Here is a 17,169-nt window from a genome sequence, read left to right as displayed (position 1 = left end):
TTTATAAAGCTCGGCTAATAACAAGTTTCTGTATTTCGCTCGTTCCTTCATATATTTGCGTGATTTTCGCATCACGGAAAAATCTTTCTACTGGATAGTCCTTCGTATAACCGTATCCCCCAAATACTTGCACCGCTTCAATCGCAACTTCAACAGCTGTTTTAGAAGCGAATAATTTCGCAATAGATGCTTCCTTACCACATGGTAATCCTTGCGCTCTTAGCGATGCCGCCCTATATACGAGTAATCGCGCCGCTTCTACACTAGTTGCCATATCTGCAAGTTTGAAGCCAATCCCTTGCTGCGCCGCAATTGGCTTTCCGAATTGCTCACGTTCTTTCGCATAATCAATCGCACATGCAAGCGCCGCTTCAGCAATCCCTAATGCTTGCGCCCCAATCCCAATTCTTCCAACATCTAAATTCGCCATTGCTACCTTAAATCCTTGTCCTTCTTCACCAAGTAAATTCTCAGCCGGTACCTTCATATCCTCGAACGTAAGTTGTACAGTGCGAGAACCGAGCAGTCCCATTTTATGCTCATCTTTACCGATAATTAAGCCTGGTGTATCTTTCTCTACTATGAATGCAGAAATCCCACTCTTTCCTGCCTCTGGATTTGTAGAAGCGAATACAATATATGTACTTGCTTCACCACCATTTGTAATGAACACCTTCGATCCATTAATAATGTAATGATCGCCTTTCTTCACAGCTCTTGATTTCAAACTTCCTGCATCCGATCCTGCATTTGGTTCTGTTAATGCAAATGCACCTAAATATTCACCAGTCGCAAGTTTAGAAACGTATTTCTCTTTCTGTTCTTCTGTTCCGAAATATAAAATCGGGTTCATTCCAACTGACGTATGTACAGCTAAAATTACACCAACCGTTGCGCTTACCTTTGAAATTTCTTCAATTGCTAAAATGTAAGAAATAAAATCCATTTCTGCCCCGCCGTATTTTGCAGGCGCTGGAATTCCCATTAATCCAAGCTCACCCATCTTCTGCAAAATCTCTTTTGGAAACACCCCTTGTTCCATACTAGGAACAAAGGGAGCAATTTCCTTCTGTGCAAAATCTCGAACCATTTTTCTCATCATTTGTTGCTCTTCATTAAAACGAAAGTTCATATACTCCGCCTCCATTTGCTATAAATCCTTTTAATAATTTGGTAAGACCACTATTTTGTAACAAAGGGGGATTTATTCGTAAACGTAGAAACCACGACCTGTTTTACGTCCTAACCATCCTGCATTTACGTACTTACGCAGTAATGGACATGGGCGGTATTTACTATCACCTAAACCTTCATGCAACACTTCCATAATATATAAACACGTGTCTAAACCGATAAAATCAGCGAGCGTTAAAGGACCCATCGGGTGATTCATACCAAGTTTCATTACTTCATCAATCGCTTCTTTCGTCGCTACACCTTCATATAACGTATAAATTGCTTCGTTAATCATCGGTAATAAAATACGATTCGATACAAATCCTGGGAAATCATTTACTTCAACTGGTACTTTGCCAATTTTCTTCGTAATATCTTCAATTGTTTTGTATACCGCATCATCTGTAGCCAAACCACGAATAATTTCAACAAGTTTCATAACCGGAACCGGATTCATAAAGTGCATACCGATTACTTTTTCCGGACGTTTCGTTACCGCGGCAATTTCTGTAATTGGCAAAGATGACGTATTTGTCGCTAAAATTGCGTGTTCTGGAGCAATTTCATCTAAATTCGCAAAGATTTTCTTTTTAATATCCATTTTCTCGACAGCTGCTTCGATAATAAGATCTGCTTCCTTCACACAATCTAAATCAAGCGTTACTGCAAGACGGTTTAATGTCGCTTCCTTTTCTTCTTCCTTCATGCGCCCCTTTTCTACTTGGCGTGCTAAGTTTTTCGTAATAATAGCCAATCCTCTATCTAATTGCTCCTGTTTTAAATCTTGTACCTTCACATCGTATCCTGCCATTGCACATACTTGCGCAATTCCTGATCCCATTTGTCCTGCACCAATTACAACAATTTTTTGTACACCCATTTCTTCTTCCCCCTTAATTTTTAATAAACTATATATCTTCTAATCTTAATTAGTGAACTTCAATCATCACTGCATCGCCTTGACCGCCACCACTACAAATCGAAGCAATTCCAATTCCACCGCCGCGTTGCTTAAGTGCATGGATTAGTGTAACGATAATGCGCGCTCCGCTTGCTCCAATCGGATGTCCCATTGCTACTGCACCGCCATTTACATTCAATTTTTCTGGGTCAATTCCTGCGATTTCTGTACTTGCAATTGCTACTGCTGCAAATGCTTCATTAATCTCGAATAAATCGATGTCTTCAATTGTCTTACCTGTTTTTTCAAGCAATGCGTTAATTGCATAACCTGGCGTTCTCGGGAAATCTTTAGACTCCACTGCAATTGCTGTATGTGCCAAAATTGTCGCTAACGGCTTTCTTCCTTCTTGCTTCGCTCTGTCTTCGCTCATTAATACAAGTGCAGCACCACCATCGTTTAAGCCTGGTGCATTACCAGCTGTCACTGTCGCTGTTTTATCAAATACAGGTTTTAATTTTGCTAACTTTTCAATTGTTGTATCCGCGCGTGGCGCCTCATCCTTTGCAACGACAATAGGATCGCCTTTTCTTTGCGGAATCGTTACTGGCACGATTTCCTCTTCAAAACGTCCTTCATTATGTGCTGAAACCGCACGCTGGTGGCTACGATATGCCCATTCATCTTGCGCTTCGCGAGAAATTCCATCTTCCTTCGCAACTTCTCCGCCATAAACACCCATGTGTATACCTGAAAATGCGCATGTTAAACCGTCAGCAACGTTTAAATCAACGACTTCGTTGTTGCCCATTCTATATCCCCATCTTGCTCCTCGTAAAATGTAAGGACTGTTACTCATCGACTCCATACCACCAGCTACAATCAATGATTGATCGCCAGTACGAATAATTTGATCCGCTAACGTAACCGCACGAAGCCCCGATGCACAAACTTTATTCACTGTTTCCGTCTGCACTTCCCAAGGGATTCCAGCAGCCCTCGCCGCTTGGCGCGACGGAATTTGCCCCTGCCCACCTTGAATAACCGTTCCGAATATAACTTCCTCAACATCACTAGCAGAAACATTTGCTCTTTCAAGCGCCGCTTTAATTGCAATCCCTCCAAGTTCTGTTGCTTTTACATCTTTTAAAGATCCTCCAAATTTTCCAACTGGTGTTCTTGCAGCACTTAAAATAACTGTTTTACTCATGTTTCTTTCCCCCATTTCATTTTTTAACACTGAGCGCTCGCTCGGTATCCCTACGTTGAGAAGAGGTGCAATCATTGCACCTCTTTCTAAAGTTGTATGCATTCCTACAAACTAGATTGCTTCTTTCTTCTGTCCAATCACTGAGCGTTCTAAAATCTCTGTTACATCGAGAGTTTGAACTTTCTCTTCAACTTCTTTCGCTTTCGTCCCATCACTAATCATCGTTAAGCAATACGGACATCCTGTACCGATAATGGATGGCTGTACAGCTAATGCTTGTTCTGTACGAGCAACGTTAATGCGTGAACCTGTTGTTTCCTCCATCCACATTAAGCCACCACCTGCTCCACAGCACATTCCCGTTTCACGGTTACGTGCCATTTCTACAAGATTCACACCAGGAATCGCTTTCAAAATGTCACGCGGGGCTTCGTATACTTCGTTGTATCTTCCTAAGTAGCAGGAATCATGGTACGTAACTGTTTCCTCAATAGCGTGAACCGGTTTTAAGCGTCCTTCTTTCACCCACTGAGCTAACAGTTCTGTATGATGATAGACTTCTGCTTGCAAGCCAAAGTCCGGATACTCATTTTTAAATGTGTTATAAGCATGAGGGTCAATCGTAACGATTTTCTTCACTCCTGCTTTTTCAAATTCCTCGATATTTTTTGTCGCCATCTCTTGGAAGACAAATTCATTTCCAAGACGGCGCGGTGTATCTCCAGAGTTCTTTTCCTTATTACCGAGTATCGCAAATGAAATGCCTGCTTCGTTCATCAACTTCGCAAACGATATCGCAATCTTCTGACTACGATTATCATATGATCCCATTGAACCAACCCAGAATAAATATTCGAACTCCTCGCCAGCTTTCGATTTTTCTTTTACAGTTGGAACCGTTACTTCATCATCACCTTGGCGCCAAGTTTCACGCTCTTTACGGTTTAGACCCCACGGATTCCCTTGACGCTCGATGTTTGTCATCGCACGCTGTGCTTCCGCATCCATCTTTCCTTCTGTTAAAACCAGATAGCGGCGTAAATCAATAATTTTATCAACGTGCTCATTCATAACTGGACACTGATCCTCACAGTTACGACACGTTGTACAAGCCCAAATCTCTTCTTCTGTAATAACATCTCCAATTAAACTTGGATCGTAAGCGAGTGTTGCAGCCGCTGATTCTTGTTGCCCTTTCCCAGCTGCCATCATCGCTAACTGATTTCCTTGTGTATTATTAAAAGCAACTACTGGAACCCAAGGCGCTTTTGATGTTACTGCCGCTCCTTTATCAGTTAAATGATCGCGAAGTTTTAAAATTAAATCCATCGGCGATAACATTTTACCTGTTCCTGTTGCCGGACACATATTTGTACAACGACCACACTCTACGCAAGCGTATAAGTCAATAAGCTGATTTTGTCTAAAATCTTCGATTTTACCAACACCAAATGTTTCTTGTGTTTCATCTTCAAAGTCAATCTTTTCAAGTTTCCCTGGATTTGAAAGACGGCCGAAGAAAACGTTAGCTGGTCCCGCAATTAAATGCGCGTGTTTCGATTGTGGAACATAAACTAAAAATGTTAACAAAATTAGTAAATGCACCCACCAAGAGAAATAGAACACAGAAATGGCTACGGTTTCATTTATCCCTGAGAAAACGTAAGCGATTGCAGAAGCGATTGGCTCACTCCATGAAAGCTCCTCGCCATGCCATATAATTCCCATCCCATTACCAAGTAGCACAGAAATCATTAAGCCACCGATAAAGATAAGAACAAGGCCTGATTTGAAATTACGTTTTAAACGAACTAGCTTCTCAACATAACGTCGATGAAAAGCCCAAAAGACTGCAATTAAAATAACAAGTGTGACAATTTCCTGGAAGAATGTAAATGCAGGGTATAGTGGTCCAAGTGGAAGATGTGATCCTGGTGCGAGTCCTTTCCAAACGAAGTCAATTGCTCCAAATTGGACAAGAATAAATCCGTAAAAGAACATAACGTGAATAATGCCGCTCTTTTTATCTTTCAGCAGCTTTTTCTGACCGAAAACATTGACCTTAAGGAGATCCCAACGCTCTTTAAAACGACGGTCAAATTCAATCTTTTTTCCTAACTGTATGTAGGCCATCCTCGTTCGTATAAGATACACAAACAAATATCCCGCATAAGCAATAACAGCAATGGCAGCTAGCCAATTCATGATCAGTAAGCTATTCATTTTTATGCTACCCCTCTCTTTGTAAGCCCTCTTTCTTTTTTAGAATCTTCAAAAACATATAATTTTCTGAATTTTATCCCCTACCTTCATTATATAATGAGTGAGCATTCAGTCAACAGTTTTTTGTTATACAACAACATATTTTTTAATAAAGCTGTTTATTTCGGTGAAACTATAAAGTGAAACTTTAATCATTAGAAGTTATTTACTCCCTACTAATTATTAGCCCACAAATAACCGAATAAAATGAATGTTTGATTTATAAAAAACAAATGGTGAAAAGACCGTGAAGGAGGGAATTTACTCATGTTCTTCTTATCTCTCTTATTAATAGGTATTGCTCTCTGGATTGTAATTGATCTTTCTTATGGGAGAATTGTTCATTTAAGGCGTGTACGTTCTCGTTCTTTCCCTTTACGTCAAAGTGATTTTCACCTTTATACATACGGAAAAGATTTGTATGACGCTCTATTTACTGATATAAAACAGGCGAAACACCATGTGCACGTTTTGTTTTTCATTGTAAAAAACGATACAATCAGCCGGGAATTTTTAAAGTTACTTATTGATAAGGCAAAGGAAGGAATTGAAGTAAGACTTCTACTCGATCGATTGGGGGGCCATCATTTATCAAACGAGGCCGTTCGCTCCCTACAAAAACATGGTGTCTCTTTTTCATTTTGTCACAAAGTAAAGTTTCCTTTTCCTTTCTTTTCTGCAAATCAAAGAAACCATAGAAAAATTACAGTTATCGACGGGAAAATTGGTTACATTGGGGGATTTAATATTGGTGAAGAGTATTTGGGACATAATGAGCGGTTAGGATTATGGAGGGACTATCATTTACGTCTTACAGGCGAAGGAGTACAAGATTTACAAAAGCAATTTTTACATGACTGGTTTGATGATACAAACCAAAATTTATTGGACGCTTCTCTTTATTTTCCGAAACAGCAACCCGGTACTATCGAACATCAATTTATTCCAACTGATGGTGCCTATTTACAACATACTTTTTTACATTTAATTGAAGGTGCAAAAAAGGAACTCTTTATCGGTACACCCTATTTCATTCCTGGAAGAAAAATTATGAACGCATTATTAGAAGCACGAAAACGCGGGGTTCAAATCACGATTCTCGTTCCAGAAAAAGCGGATCACCCCCTTGTTCGAGAAGCAAAATTCCCATATTGCCGAAAGTTAATACAAGCTGGCTGTAATATTTACGCATTTCAACAAGGTTTTTTTCACGCTAAAGTTATTATAGTTGATGACTATATCTGTGATATCGGAACTGCAAACTTTGATATGAGAAGTTTATATATTAACCATGAAATCAACTGCCTTTTATATGATGAACATTTTATACAAACAGTAAAAAATAAATTCCACGAAGATCTAGAAAATGCGTCATTACTTTCCTTGAAAGATGTTAGTCCGAATTCTCTCATTAATAGAGGCAAAGAATGGATAGGAACAATACTTGCTTTCTTCCTATAGGAAAGATAATGCATAAAGGAGATGTATTCATTATGATTATGCGTTTCGGATATGTCTCACATGCAATGGCACTCTGGGACTGTTCTCCGGCTAAAACGATGACATTTACAAGCTTTCAAAAGCTTAGTAAACAAGAACGAGAAGATAAATTATACGATGTTACGCGGCAGAATCTTGAGCATACAATACGTATTCTTCATTACAATATAGCGCATGAAATTCCATTATATCGCTTATCTTCTTCCATCGTCCCACTTGCAACACATCCCGAAGTCGAGTTTGATTACATCGGATTGTTCACACCGCTTTGGCGTACAATTGGGGCATTAATTAAAGAACATAATTTACGAGTAAGTTTTCATCCGAATCAATTTACACTATTTACAAGCGACAAACCACACATTACGACTAACGCTATTACAGATATGACCTATCATTATAAAGTATTAGATGCAATAGGCATTGCAGATTCTTCTTATATTAACATCCATGTAGGTGGTGCCTACGGAAATAAAGAAAAAGCGGTTGAACGTTTCCATGACAACATAAAAAAACTTCCTGCACATATAAAGAGGCAAATGACACTTGAAAATGATGATAAAACATATACAACTGCTGAAACTTTATCTATTTGCCAAAAAGAAAAGATCCCATTCGTATTTGATTATCACCATCACATGGCAAATCTTTGCGAAGAACCGTTAGAAGAGTTACTTCCTGCAATTTTTGAAACTTGGTCACATACAAATATCGTTCCTAAAGTTCACATTTCCTCTCCTAAATCAAAAAAAGAATTTAGGGCTCACGCGGAATATATTGATTTAGAGTTTATTAAACCTTTCTTACACGTTGCAAAAAAAATCAATCATAATTTCGATATTATGATTGAAAGTAAACAGAAAGATTTAGCGATGCTGCAATTCATACATGAATTATCCTCTATAAGAGGGGTAAAAAGAATAAGTAGCTCAACATTACAATGGTAAATTGTAATGTTGAGCTATTTTTTTCAAAAAAAGTAATTTTTTTAGTAAAAAACACCCTATTTTATATGCTATGATTGGAATTAGCATTTTCCACCTGTGATTCAACTTTATTGAAACGGAGTCATAATATGATTAATCAAAAAAAATACGTACACTTTGTCACGATGTACATAATTATATTTTCTCTTTGGATATTTCTTATCCCTAAGGACTTAAATATAAAAGAAATTGGAATTCTCTTCTTATTTTTTTTCGCTACACTCTTTTCTTGCTATTGCCTATATAAAGCAATTAAGAAAATGAAGCGCGGTGACAAATTATTTTGGGTTTTAGTACTATGCACTTGCCTATGTGGATTGACAATGGAGATAACTCTATTTCTTCATTCACTTTCTATATATGACCAAGTCATATTCTCGTATAAGGCATTGCCCTTTTTTATCGTACAATATATTTTGCTCTTTTCTGGCTTTGCTATAAAGTTCATAAAACATTACTCTATTAGAGGACTAGCTCAATTTTCATTCGATAGCATCTTTATCGTTATTATGAATATTTATTTTACCTTAACTTTTATTTTGGACATTTCAAGCTTTCGTATGTTAACAACAGATACCTGGGTTTTAATTGGATATTTTATTGCACAATCATTAGTAATCTACGCCGTAATTAGTCTATATAGAAGAGAAGAATATTCTTCTAGCAGAATTTCATTAATTATTGGCTTTACTATTATACTCGTGTACGGATATATACACCTGTTTCAATTAAACGCAGGGATAAAACCTTCTTCTGAAGTCTCTTACTTAATACATACTGCTTCGATTTTATTAATTGGTTTGTCATCCATACTATATATTTTAGATAAACCAATACAGCATGAAACGAAAACAAAATATTATCGGTTTGATTATGTGCGCTTTATATTACCTTATTTTAGTATAATCATTACTTTTTCTTTTATTATCTTTCAACCTTGGGATGATAAGTTCATGTTGATCGGTCTAGTATTATCTCTTATCTTATTATTCTTACGACAACTTTATATGTGGAAAGATAATCAGGCACTAATCGATACATACGAGCAGTTGACTACACAACTAGAAGATAAAGTAGAAGAAGGTGCATCTGCTTTATCAAAAAGTGAACAACGTTATAAATCTTTATTCGAAGATCACCCGGATGCTGTTTTCTCTTTAAATATGTATGGTATTTTCCAGCAGTCTAATACAGCTTGCGAAAGCTTATTTACTGCCTACTATTGTGAAGTAGAAAGCTATTCCCTTTTACACTTTATTGACTCAAAAGACCATGATTTACTAAAGAAAGCTTTACAACTAACGAAAGAAGGTAGACCACAAACTTTAGAAGTTCGCACAAAGGAAAAAGAAGGTTACTACTATTACCTTCACATTACACTCATCCCTACTTTCATAAACAAGGAAGTTGTCGGGATGTTTGGCATAGCACGTGATATTACAACTTTATATGAAAAACAAAAACAAGTAGAACATTTAGCCTTTCATGATGCACTTACCGGATTACCAAATCGCCGTAAGTTTGAAAAAGATTTAAAAAACATTTTAAATACCGCTCAGGCTAGCGCAAATGATGTTGCCGTCATATTTCTTGATTTAGATCGATTCAAAAAAATTAACGATAGACTCGGTCATGACGTCGGAGACTTGTTATTAATTGAAGTAGCAAAACGATTACGCAGTTGCCTACGTTCAAAAGATGTCGTTGCTCGCCAAGGCGGAGATGAGTTTACAATTCTATTACCAGATATGTACTCAGAAAAAAGTGCGGCCTTTATAGCTGAACAGATTTTAAATATTTTAAACAAACCATTCTTCATTAAAGATGAAGAACTGTCTATTACACCAAGTATCGGAATTGCAATGTACCCTGATTGTGGAACTGATGTAACAGCATTAATGAAAAATGCTGATATGGCTATGTATCGCGCGAAAGCAAATGGAAAAAACCGATTTGTTTTCTTCTCAAAAGAAATGAGTATCGCTCAAAATGAGAGTAACTTCTTAGAAGGAGAACTTTCAAAAGCATTACAACAAAATGAATTTTTCCTTGAATACCAGCCACAAGTAAGCACAAAAACAAAACAAGTTATTGGTTTTGAAGCATTAATTCGTTGGAAACATCCAAAGCTCGGTATCGTATCCCCAGCCCAATTTATCCCTCTAGCAGAGGAAACTGGATTCATTATTGAACTTGGAAATTGGATTTTACGTACTGCTTGCTTAGAAGCGAAAAGATGGCATAATCAAGGTTTCTCTCACTTAAAAGTCGGTGTAAATTTATCTGTAGTTCAATTTAATCATGCAGATTTAATCCCAACTATTTCAAAAGTTTTAGAAGAAACAGAGTTACAACCAGAAGCACTAGATATCGAAATTACAGAAAGTATCGCCATTAACCAAAATCAATCTGTAGTTGCAAAACTAGAACAACTTCAAAATCTCGGTATTCAAATTTCAATTGATGACTTTGGAACTGGTTATAGTTCTTTAGCTTATTTAACAAAATATCCAATTAACACATTAAAAATTGCTCGAGAATTTATTTGCGGAATTACAACTAGTCCTTTAGAGGAAGCGATTATTTCTTCCATTATTACACTATCAAAAGAACTAAATTTAGAAGTTATCGCAGAAGGTGTAGAAACCGAAGAACAATGGAAGTTTTTATATGAGCAAAACTGTGACCACATTCAAGGATTCTTTATTAGCAAGCCCGTTTCTAGTAAAGACGTTTGGAGGTTACTCCACAAAAAAACAACCGTCTAAGTAAGACGGTTGTTTTTTTAATATTCAAAAGGTAGGTCCGAAGCTAATTGTACCTCTTGATCATTATGAGAAATTACTTGGCTTTTCTCTAAAGCTGTATCTGTTAATGAAATACCCCATGCCATTGCTAACGTTAATAAACTACCAATAAGTAATTTTTTCATATTCCATCACCCACATTTTTTCTTTTAATATATCATGAAAGTTTATCCATGCCGTATGCAATTATGCATATCCATTTTTTAGGGTTATTCATTCATTGATTTTATTTACGATTGCCTCTTTATATGCATGCATTTCTAATATATCAAAAAAGAAACTTGCTTTCTTATATGTATCTTCAATCTCTGCCTCATCATACTCCAACCTTTCTAGACATTCACCTCTTTGATAGTACAGCTGCCCAATTAATGCCATACTATTAATTCGGCAAGATATTTCAATCGCCTTATTCACTTGATATAAGGCTTGTTCATATTGATTATCTAAGTATAGTGCTTTTGCATGATTATATCTTACCTTCACGTCGAATTCTTCATTATCATGCAATGACTCTAATTGTTTCAATATACCTTCAAATAACTCAATACTCTTCTTAAAATAGCCATTTTCAGCATAAATATTTGCGATTGCATTTTCTATATAGAGGTTTTGGTATACATCTATTCCAGCTAGTTGTTGGTTTAACAATTTTTTCAATTCTAAAATACAATATTCGTAATCAATTTTCTTCAACATGTAAGCTGCTACATGATATTGCCATTGAAGAAACTGCTGGAATTCGGGATGATATTCTTCCTTTTTCAGCTCATTCCATACTCTATTATAAATCTCTTTATATTTTTTTTGCTTACATAGCGTAATGACTTGATCTTTAAACTGCTTTTTTCTCTCAATATCTGAATAAATGAGTACCTCATAAAAATGAATAATGGGAACTTGTAACTTTGCTGCAATACCTTGCAATATATCCATACTTGGGTATACTGCGCCTGATTCAATTCGGCTCACTTCCGATTGATGACATATGTTCTCGGATAACTGTTTTTGTGTTAATCCCCGCATTACCCTAATTTTCTTAATTTCACTTCCTAATTTTTCTGCGTGCATACTTACTCACCATCCCATTATAACAATATAATTTGTTAAGTTGTCATACCACTACAATAATGTGAGTTCGACAATTTTTGACATGAAATAATGCATAATATATATAAAATTCGGCAAATTCTTCATACAATTCGTCTCACATATAATAATAGATTAGTAGTTTTATAAATAAATTATAGAAGATTCGTCCGTGCCTTCGTTACATTCGGTCTTCTTTTTCCTTTATTAGCAGTAGCAGAAGTTATTCACACCCAAGAATTAGACAGAAATGAAGTAAAATTTGAAATTACTTAGCCTAATTTAACGCTTAAAAAATTACACAACCTCAAAATGATACGAAAAAAACATACTGAAAAAGTATTTAAAAGGTGAGATAAATGAGGCAGAAGCTCAACAAAAGTGAATGACAACTGAAATGAATATCGATTCCCAACCTACAAATAAAGCAACAAAAGAAAATCAAACCGAAGCTCGCCTTGCACAAACATATAAAAACTATAAAGTATATGGCCAAGATCTCATTGTAAAAGTAGATAAAAATGGAGTAATCACAACTATTAGTGGTAAAGTTGTCCAAAACTTAGATCAACAACCTAATCTTACTATAACAAATTTTTTGTCGAAAAATGAAGTAAAATCTAAATTACACGATATACTTCAAATCCTGAGCGATGCGACTGTGACGAAACTCTCTATTGAAATACTTGTTTATAAGAAAAAAGAAGTTTACCATTCATAGGTAAACTTCTTTTCATATCCATCCCTTTTCTTCCGCAATTGTAATTGCCTCAATTCTATTTTTCGCATCAAGCTTCGTTAATACTTCAGAAATATAATTACGTACTGTACCTGGCGAAAGATAAAGTGCCTTTGCGATTTCATTTGCCGTCTTTCCCTCTTTCGCAAGTAGCAATACTTCTTTTTCACGATCTGATAACGGATTTTGCTCCTGCCATAAGCCGAACATTAAATCTTGAGAAATCTCTCGTTTACCTTTCATTACGTTGCGAATCGATGCAGCTAAATCCTCGCTTGGGCTATCTTTTAATAAATATCCGTGCACACCAGCTTTCATTGCTCGTTCAAAATATCCAGGACGCGCAAATGTCGTTAAAATCATTACCTTGCACGCTGAATTTTCTTTCTTTAACGTTTCCGCAACATCTAATCCACTTTGAATTGGCATTTCAATATCCATAATGCTTACATCAGGCTTTAACGATTCAATTAGTTTTAGCGCCTCTTCCCCGTTTGCAGCCTGCCCAATTACTTCAATATCATCTTCTAGATCGAGTAGGGCTCCTAACGCACCACGAAGCATTCGCTGATCTTCTGCAATAATAATTCGAATCATGCCTTCACCTCATCTTTTCCTGTTCTAATAACAACTGGAACTTTTACTGTTAATAGTGTTCCTGGATTAATCGTACCCAGTTCAACAAATCCATCAATAAGAGCGATTCGCTCCTTCATACCACGAATACCATTCCCATCGTGATTTTGATCCGCTAAACCAATTCCGTTATCTTCTACTATCAAAATCAATTCACCTTGTAATTCTCGTACAGAAACTATGCACCGCGTCGCCTTACTATGCTTTACAACATTCGTAACAGCTTCACGTAAACACATTCCTAAAATATTTTGTTCAATGGGTGATAGCGAACTTGCACTCGTTTCTTGTTTGATCTCTAATTCAATATTAGCAGCTTGTAAGATCGCTTTTATTTGCTCAAGCTCTTCTTCTACCGTAATCATGCGCATATCAGAAATTAATTCCCTTAGCTGTTTTAAAGCAGTTCGAGATGTTTGTGTAATCTCCTTCGCTTCCGTACTTGCGCGCTCTGGATTTTTGACGATTAGCTTTTCAACAAGCTGACTTTTCAACGTAATAAGAGATAGCGTATGCCCGAGCGTGTCATGAAGATCCCTTGCAATACGCTGCCTCTCTTCACGTTTTACTAAGTCCTTAATTTGCTCATTCGCTTCGTTTAATTGATTTCTTAACATCTTTTTCTGGTTAAAATTGCGCATACCAAATGGTGTAAGAAGCATTAAAATAAACATCGGAACGATATTTACTAAACTTGTCGGTGTTAGTTGATTCATATTTATAAATACAAATACTCCAAGCATTACAACTAACAAACATAGTAATATCCGAAATACTTTCTTACTTGGTGCAAACCCCATTGCACTTGCTGTGAAAAAGCCAAAGAATATCATGAAGGGATTATAAAATAAAGCAAATAAAAGCGTAAGTATCATTTGAATACAAGCCCACAAAATGAACGTCTTCTGAACAAAATAAAGTTGACGGTATGTGATCATGAAAACTATCAACATACCGCTTCCTATTACAAGCTTCCATCCCGATACTTGTGTTAAATTATAAATTGGAAATAACAAATAAACGAGCCACATATACGGAAAGAATCCCATATGTTTCGGAAAAATCTCAATCCTCTTCTTCTCTGTCATTTATACCGCTTCCTGTCTTTTTCTTATATATATTGATACTACAACAAATATAAGGAAATAACCTCCTAGTACGGCGATATTTTCCCATCCAATTGATTTTCCAGCTACAATGTCCCACGCACCACTTCCGAAATGATATGTCGGTGTCCATTCACCAATTGTTCTCAATATTTTTGGAAATACTTCAATCGGCATCCATAGCCCACCAATTACAGCTAAGCTCATATTTAAAATATTCGCTAAGCCAGCAGCTGCATCAGCCTTCTTAATAGAACCTATTACTGTTCCTAATGCTAAAAATGGTGTTACCCCTAACAATAACCATAATCCAGCACCAATCCACTGCCCTACCGTTAACTCCACATGATTAATTAATATCCTTGCAATAAAGATAACTAATATTGAAAAAGCATTTACTACTGTTTGAGCAATGATCTTTGCTGTTAAATATGCACCTTCTGGAAGTGGCGTAATTTTTAAAAGATGTGTCCATCCCTGCCCTTTTTCTTGAGAAATTCTTACACCGAAACTAAACAACGCAGTCCCTACAATACTGAAAGTTGCCATTGAAATTAAATAATGCGCCTTCCATGCATCACCGTTTTGCGGTACTTGAATAACGTTTGTGAAAATGTAATAAAACATAACTGGCATTAATAATGAGAAAAAGATAAATAATTTATTACGGAATGTACGTAAAATTTCTATTTTGCATTGCATCCATAGTGCTTTCATGCTATTTCTCCCTTCTGATTTGCGACAAACTGTTCAAATGCTTCATCAAGCCTTCCACGTTCAACGGAAACGTCTGTTACAGGTAAATTCTTTTTATAAATTGCTTGTAAAGTTGCATCGGTATCCTCAGTTGTTAAGATGAAACGCCCTTCATTTGACTGTACTTCTGTTACATTCGGCAACTCCTTTAGTACACTCTTAGGAATTTTTTCTTTCGAATAAAACGAAATCGTTTTTCGAGAAATCGTTGCTTTCATCTCATCTGGTGTACCGTCTGCGATAATCTTTCCATTCGCAAACAGTAAAATACGATTTGCCAATACATCTGCTTCTTCTAAATAGTGCGTCGTTAAAATAATTGTTTTCCCTTCACTTGCTAACTTTCGAATCGTTTCCCAAAACGTTCTTCGAGACGTAATATCCATTCCAACTGTCGGCTCATCTAAAAATAACAAGTCTGGATTTCCTGCAAGTGCGAGTGCAAAGTTTAACCTTCTCTTTTGACCTCCTGATAATTTCTCACATCTTTGCTTTCGCTCCGATTCTAAATTTGATAACTGTAGTAACGTTTCTTTCGCTACCGGATTCGTATAATAGCTACGGAATAACTCAATTGCTTCTTCCACTGTAATGCTATCAATGACACTTACTTCTTGTAACATCGCACCGAGGCTATTACGAACATCTCTATGCTTTGGACTCTTTCCGAATATAGAAACCGTTCCTTCCGTTGGATCCTTTAATCCAAGCATCATCGACATCGTCGTCGTTTTCCCTGCACCATTCGGTCCAAGCAATGCTACGATTTCTCCTTTATTCACATGAAATGAAACGTTATTTACTGCTTTTTTATGTTTAAATGTTTTAGAAACACTATTTACTTCAATAATCTTTTCCATCTCTCCACCCCCGCTGTTTCTTATATTTACATTGTATTCCTTGGAAAACTTAGGAAACAGTATGATGCGTCATGACATCGATATGACAATTGTCATGTATTCTTTATGAGAGGAATCAATCCACCATACTGCAAGCGAGTAGCAGGACGAAAATAAACATGATACAATCGGGTAAGATATATATTCGAGGAAGGACAGTGGTTTTCATGATTATTCGTAATGAACAAGATTTAGAAGGCTTACGAAAAATCGGCCGCATCGTTGCGCTTGCACGTGAAGAAATGAAAAAAGAAGCGAAGCCAGGTATGACAACGAAAGAGCTTGATTTGATTGGCAAAAAAGTATTAGATGAGCATGGTGCTATTTCTGCGCCTGAAAAAGAATATGATTTCCCTGGCGTAACTTGCATCAGTGTAAATGAAGAAGTTGCTCACGGTATTCCAGGTGATCGTGTATTAAAAGAAGGCGACCTTGTAAATGTCGACGTATCTGCAGCACTTGATGGTTATTATGCAGATACAGGTATTTCATTTGTACTTGGAGAAGATGAAGCAAAAGAAAAGCTTTGCCAAGCAGCTGTTGATGCCTTTTGGGCAGCAATGAAAAAGGTGAAAGCTGGTTCAAAACAAAACCAAATTGGTCGTGCCGTTTCAAACTTTGCACATAAAAATGGATACAATGTTATTCAAAATTTAACTGGTCACGGTATTGGTCTTAGCTTACATGAAGCACCAAACCACATTTTAAGCTATTTTGATCCAATGGATAATGCGCTTCTAAAAGACGGTCTTGTTATCGCTGTAGAGCCATTCATTTCTATGAAAGCTGATCACATTATCGAACGTGGCGATGATGGTTGGACATTCGTTACACCTGATAAAAGCCTTGTTGCACAATGTGAACATACAGTTGTCGTAACACGTGGCGAACCGATTATTTTAACAGAAGTATAAAAAAGAACCGCTTCTTACTAAGAAGCGGTTCTTTTTACATACTTTTTTGAAAAGAAGCAATACGGTTGAACTCTTTTTCATTTACGTATATAATTTTTAACGAAGGTTTGATGATTATCTCTTATAGAAGATAATCAAGGGAGTACCTTCTTTTTTTATTTAACAGCATCGATTAAAGTAATGCGTTC

General features: G+C 36.6%; 15 protein-coding genes. 5 read left to right on the top strand and 10 right to left on the bottom strand.

The genetic code is table 11. The annotated features are described in order from the left end of the window. Position 1 precedes the first annotated feature (1 nt). The 4 genes from PDQ40_RS15115 to PDQ40_RS15100 all read right to left on the bottom strand — a co-directional run bounded on the left by PDQ40_RS15115 (position 2) and on the right by PDQ40_RS15100 (position 5,510). Positions 2-1,132: an acyl-CoA dehydrogenase gene (locus PDQ40_RS15115; protein ID WP_001011168.1), complete on the bottom strand. Its 1,131-nt coding sequence runs from the start codon at positions 1,130-1,132 to the stop codon at positions 2-4. Between the two features lie 72 nt (positions 1,133-1,204). Then, entirely contained in the window at positions 1,205-2,056 is an 852-nt protein-coding gene (locus PDQ40_RS15110) for a 3-hydroxybutyryl-CoA dehydrogenase (RefSeq protein ID WP_000538858.1), read from the bottom strand. A 49-nt stretch (positions 2,057-2,105) separates the two neighbouring features. Beyond that, positions 2,106-3,389 carry an acetyl-CoA C-acetyltransferase gene (locus PDQ40_RS15105; RefSeq protein ID WP_001998670.1) on the bottom strand — a complete coding sequence of 428 codons (1,284 nt, stop codon included), beginning with the start codon at positions 3,387-3,389 and terminating at the stop codon, positions 2,106-2,108. 9 nt (positions 3,390-3,398) lie between these two features. Further along, positions 3,399-5,510 carry a heterodisulfide reductase-related iron-sulfur binding cluster gene (locus tag PDQ40_RS15100; RefSeq protein ID WP_001086790.1) on the bottom strand — a complete coding sequence of 704 codons (2,112 nt, stop codon included), beginning with the start codon at positions 5,508-5,510 and terminating at the stop codon, positions 3,399-3,401. 306 nt (positions 5,511-5,816) lie between these two features. On the opposite strand from PDQ40_RS15100, the gene cls reads away from it, so the two are divergent. From cls to PDQ40_RS15085, 3 genes are all read left to right on the top strand, one after another. Further along, entirely contained in the window at positions 5,817-7,010 is a 1,194-nt protein-coding gene (cls, locus tag PDQ40_RS15095; RefSeq protein WP_000465816.1) for a cardiolipin synthase, read from the top strand. A 32-nt stretch (positions 7,011-7,042) separates the two neighbouring features. Continuing rightward, positions 7,043-7,996 (top strand): UV DNA damage repair endonuclease UvsE, encoded by a 954-nt coding sequence (uvsE, locus tag PDQ40_RS15090; RefSeq protein WP_000605890.1) that lies wholly within the window; start codon positions 7,043-7,045, stop codon positions 7,994-7,996. 128 nt (positions 7,997-8,124) lie between these two features. Beyond that, complete coding sequence (locus PDQ40_RS15085) at positions 8,125-10,803, top strand: DUF4084 domain-containing protein (protein WP_002163455.1); 2,679 nt, start codon at positions 8,125-8,127, stop codon at positions 10,801-10,803. Positions 10,804-10,820: 17 nt separating this feature from the next. Here PDQ40_RS15085 and papR read toward each other — a convergent pair whose 3' ends face one another. Further along, complete coding sequence (papR, locus tag PDQ40_RS15080; RefSeq protein WP_000734741.1) at positions 10,821-10,967, bottom strand: quorum-sensing peptide PapR; 147 nt, start codon at positions 10,965-10,967, stop codon at positions 10,821-10,823. A gap of 88 nt (positions 10,968-11,055) precedes the next feature. Continuing rightward, on the bottom strand, positions 11,056-11,913 hold the full coding sequence (plcR, locus tag PDQ40_RS15075; protein ID WP_000542921.1) for a transcriptional regulator PlcR: 858 nt from the start codon (positions 11,911-11,913) through the stop codon (positions 11,056-11,058). Positions 11,914-12,328: 415 nt separating this feature from the next. Here plcR and PDQ40_RS15070 point away from each other — a divergent pair, with 415 nt between their 5' ends. Then, positions 12,329-12,652, top strand: coding sequence for a bacillolysin (locus tag PDQ40_RS15070; RefSeq protein ID WP_033671088.1), 324 nt, complete (start codon positions 12,329-12,331; stop codon positions 12,650-12,652). Between the two features lie 12 nt (positions 12,653-12,664). Here the strand turns inward: PDQ40_RS15070 and PDQ40_RS15065 are convergent, their stop codons facing one another. Genes PDQ40_RS15065 through PDQ40_RS15050 form a run of 4 tightly spaced genes read right to left on the bottom strand, consistent with a single transcriptional unit; the run spans position 12,665 to position 16,028 of the window. Then, the gene (locus tag PDQ40_RS15065) at positions 12,665-13,267 is read right to left on the bottom strand and encodes a response regulator transcription factor (RefSeq protein ID WP_000619261.1); all 603 of its coding nucleotides are present in this window, start codon (positions 13,265-13,267) and stop codon (positions 12,665-12,667) included. Continuing rightward, positions 13,264-14,394 carry a sensor histidine kinase gene (locus PDQ40_RS15060; RefSeq protein ID WP_270691481.1) on the bottom strand — a complete coding sequence of 377 codons (1,131 nt, stop codon included), beginning with the start codon at positions 14,392-14,394 and terminating at the stop codon, positions 13,264-13,266. Before PDQ40_RS15060 ends, PDQ40_RS15065 begins: the two co-directional genes overlap by 4 nt. Further along, positions 14,395-15,129, bottom strand: coding sequence for an ABC transporter permease (locus tag PDQ40_RS15055; RefSeq protein ID WP_270691480.1), 735 nt, complete (start codon positions 15,127-15,129; stop codon positions 14,395-14,397). Further along, complete coding sequence (locus PDQ40_RS15050) at positions 15,126-16,028, bottom strand: ABC transporter ATP-binding protein (protein WP_000411152.1); 903 nt, start codon at positions 16,026-16,028, stop codon at positions 15,126-15,128. The genes PDQ40_RS15055 and PDQ40_RS15050 overlap by 4 nt, the downstream gene beginning before the upstream one ends. Before the next feature lie 158 nt (positions 16,029-16,186). Between PDQ40_RS15050 and map the strand changes: the two genes are divergently transcribed. Beyond that, the gene (gene map / locus PDQ40_RS15045) at positions 16,187-16,981 is read left to right on the top strand and encodes a type I methionyl aminopeptidase (protein ID WP_002081265.1); all 795 of its coding nucleotides are present in this window, start codon (positions 16,187-16,189) and stop codon (positions 16,979-16,981) included. Positions 16,982-17,169 lie beyond the last annotated feature (188 nt).

The sequence above is a fragment of the Bacillus cereus group sp. Bc061 genome (assembly GCF_027715825.1).
Taxonomy (GTDB): domain Bacteria; phylum Bacillota; class Bacilli; order Bacillales; family Bacillaceae_G; genus Bacillus_A; species Bacillus_A paranthracis.
Note: the sequence above shows the minus strand (reverse complement) of the source record. Positions and strands in the feature narration are given on the sequence as shown.

Excerpts from the sequence above, each read along its gene's own strand:
- papR (WP_000734741.1), bottom strand. The coding sequence starts at position 10,967 with ATGAAAAAATTACTTATTGGTAGTTTATTAACGTTAGCAATGGCATGG.
- PDQ40_RS15110 (WP_000538858.1), bottom strand. The coding sequence starts at position 2,056 with ATGGGTGTACAAAAAATTGTTGTAATTGGTGCAGGACAAATGGGATCA.
- PDQ40_RS15115 (WP_001011168.1), bottom strand. The coding sequence starts at position 1,132 with ATGAACTTTCGTTTTAATGAAGAGCAACAAATGATGAGAAAAATGGTT.
- PDQ40_RS15050 (WP_000411152.1), bottom strand. The coding sequence starts at position 16,028 with ATGGAAAAGATTATTGAAGTAAATAGTGTTTCTAAAACATTTAAACAT.
- PDQ40_RS15065 (WP_000619261.1), bottom strand. The coding sequence starts at position 13,267 with ATGATTCGAATTATTATTGCAGAAGATCAGCGAATGCTTCGTGGTGCG.
- PDQ40_RS15070 (WP_033671088.1), top strand. The coding sequence starts at position 12,329 with ATGAATATCGATTCCCAACCTACAAATAAAGCAACAAAAGAAAATCAA.
- PDQ40_RS15105 (WP_001998670.1), bottom strand. The coding sequence starts at position 3,389 with ATGCATACAACTTTAGAAAGAGGTGCAATGATTGCACCTCTTCTCAAC.
- uvsE (WP_000605890.1), top strand. The coding sequence starts at position 7,043 with ATGATTATGCGTTTCGGATATGTCTCACATGCAATGGCACTCTGGGAC.
- PDQ40_RS15085 (WP_002163455.1), top strand. The coding sequence starts at position 8,125 with ATGATTAATCAAAAAAAATACGTACACTTTGTCACGATGTACATAATT.
- map (WP_002081265.1), top strand. The coding sequence starts at position 16,187 with ATGATACAATCGGGTAAGATATATATTCGAGGAAGGACAGTGGTTTTC.
- PDQ40_RS15060 (WP_270691481.1), bottom strand. The coding sequence starts at position 14,394 with ATGACAGAGAAGAAGAGGATTGAGATTTTTCCGAAACATATGGGATTC.
- cls (WP_000465816.1), top strand. The coding sequence starts at position 5,817 with ATGTTCTTCTTATCTCTCTTATTAATAGGTATTGCTCTCTGGATTGTA.
- PDQ40_RS15100 (WP_001086790.1), bottom strand. The coding sequence starts at position 5,510 with ATGAATAGCTTACTGATCATGAATTGGCTAGCTGCCATTGCTGTTATT.
- plcR (WP_000542921.1), bottom strand. The coding sequence starts at position 11,913 with ATGCACGCAGAAAAATTAGGAAGTGAAATTAAGAAAATTAGGGTAATG.
- PDQ40_RS15055 (WP_270691480.1), bottom strand. The coding sequence starts at position 15,129 with ATGAAAGCACTATGGATGCAATGCAAAATAGAAATTTTACGTACATTC.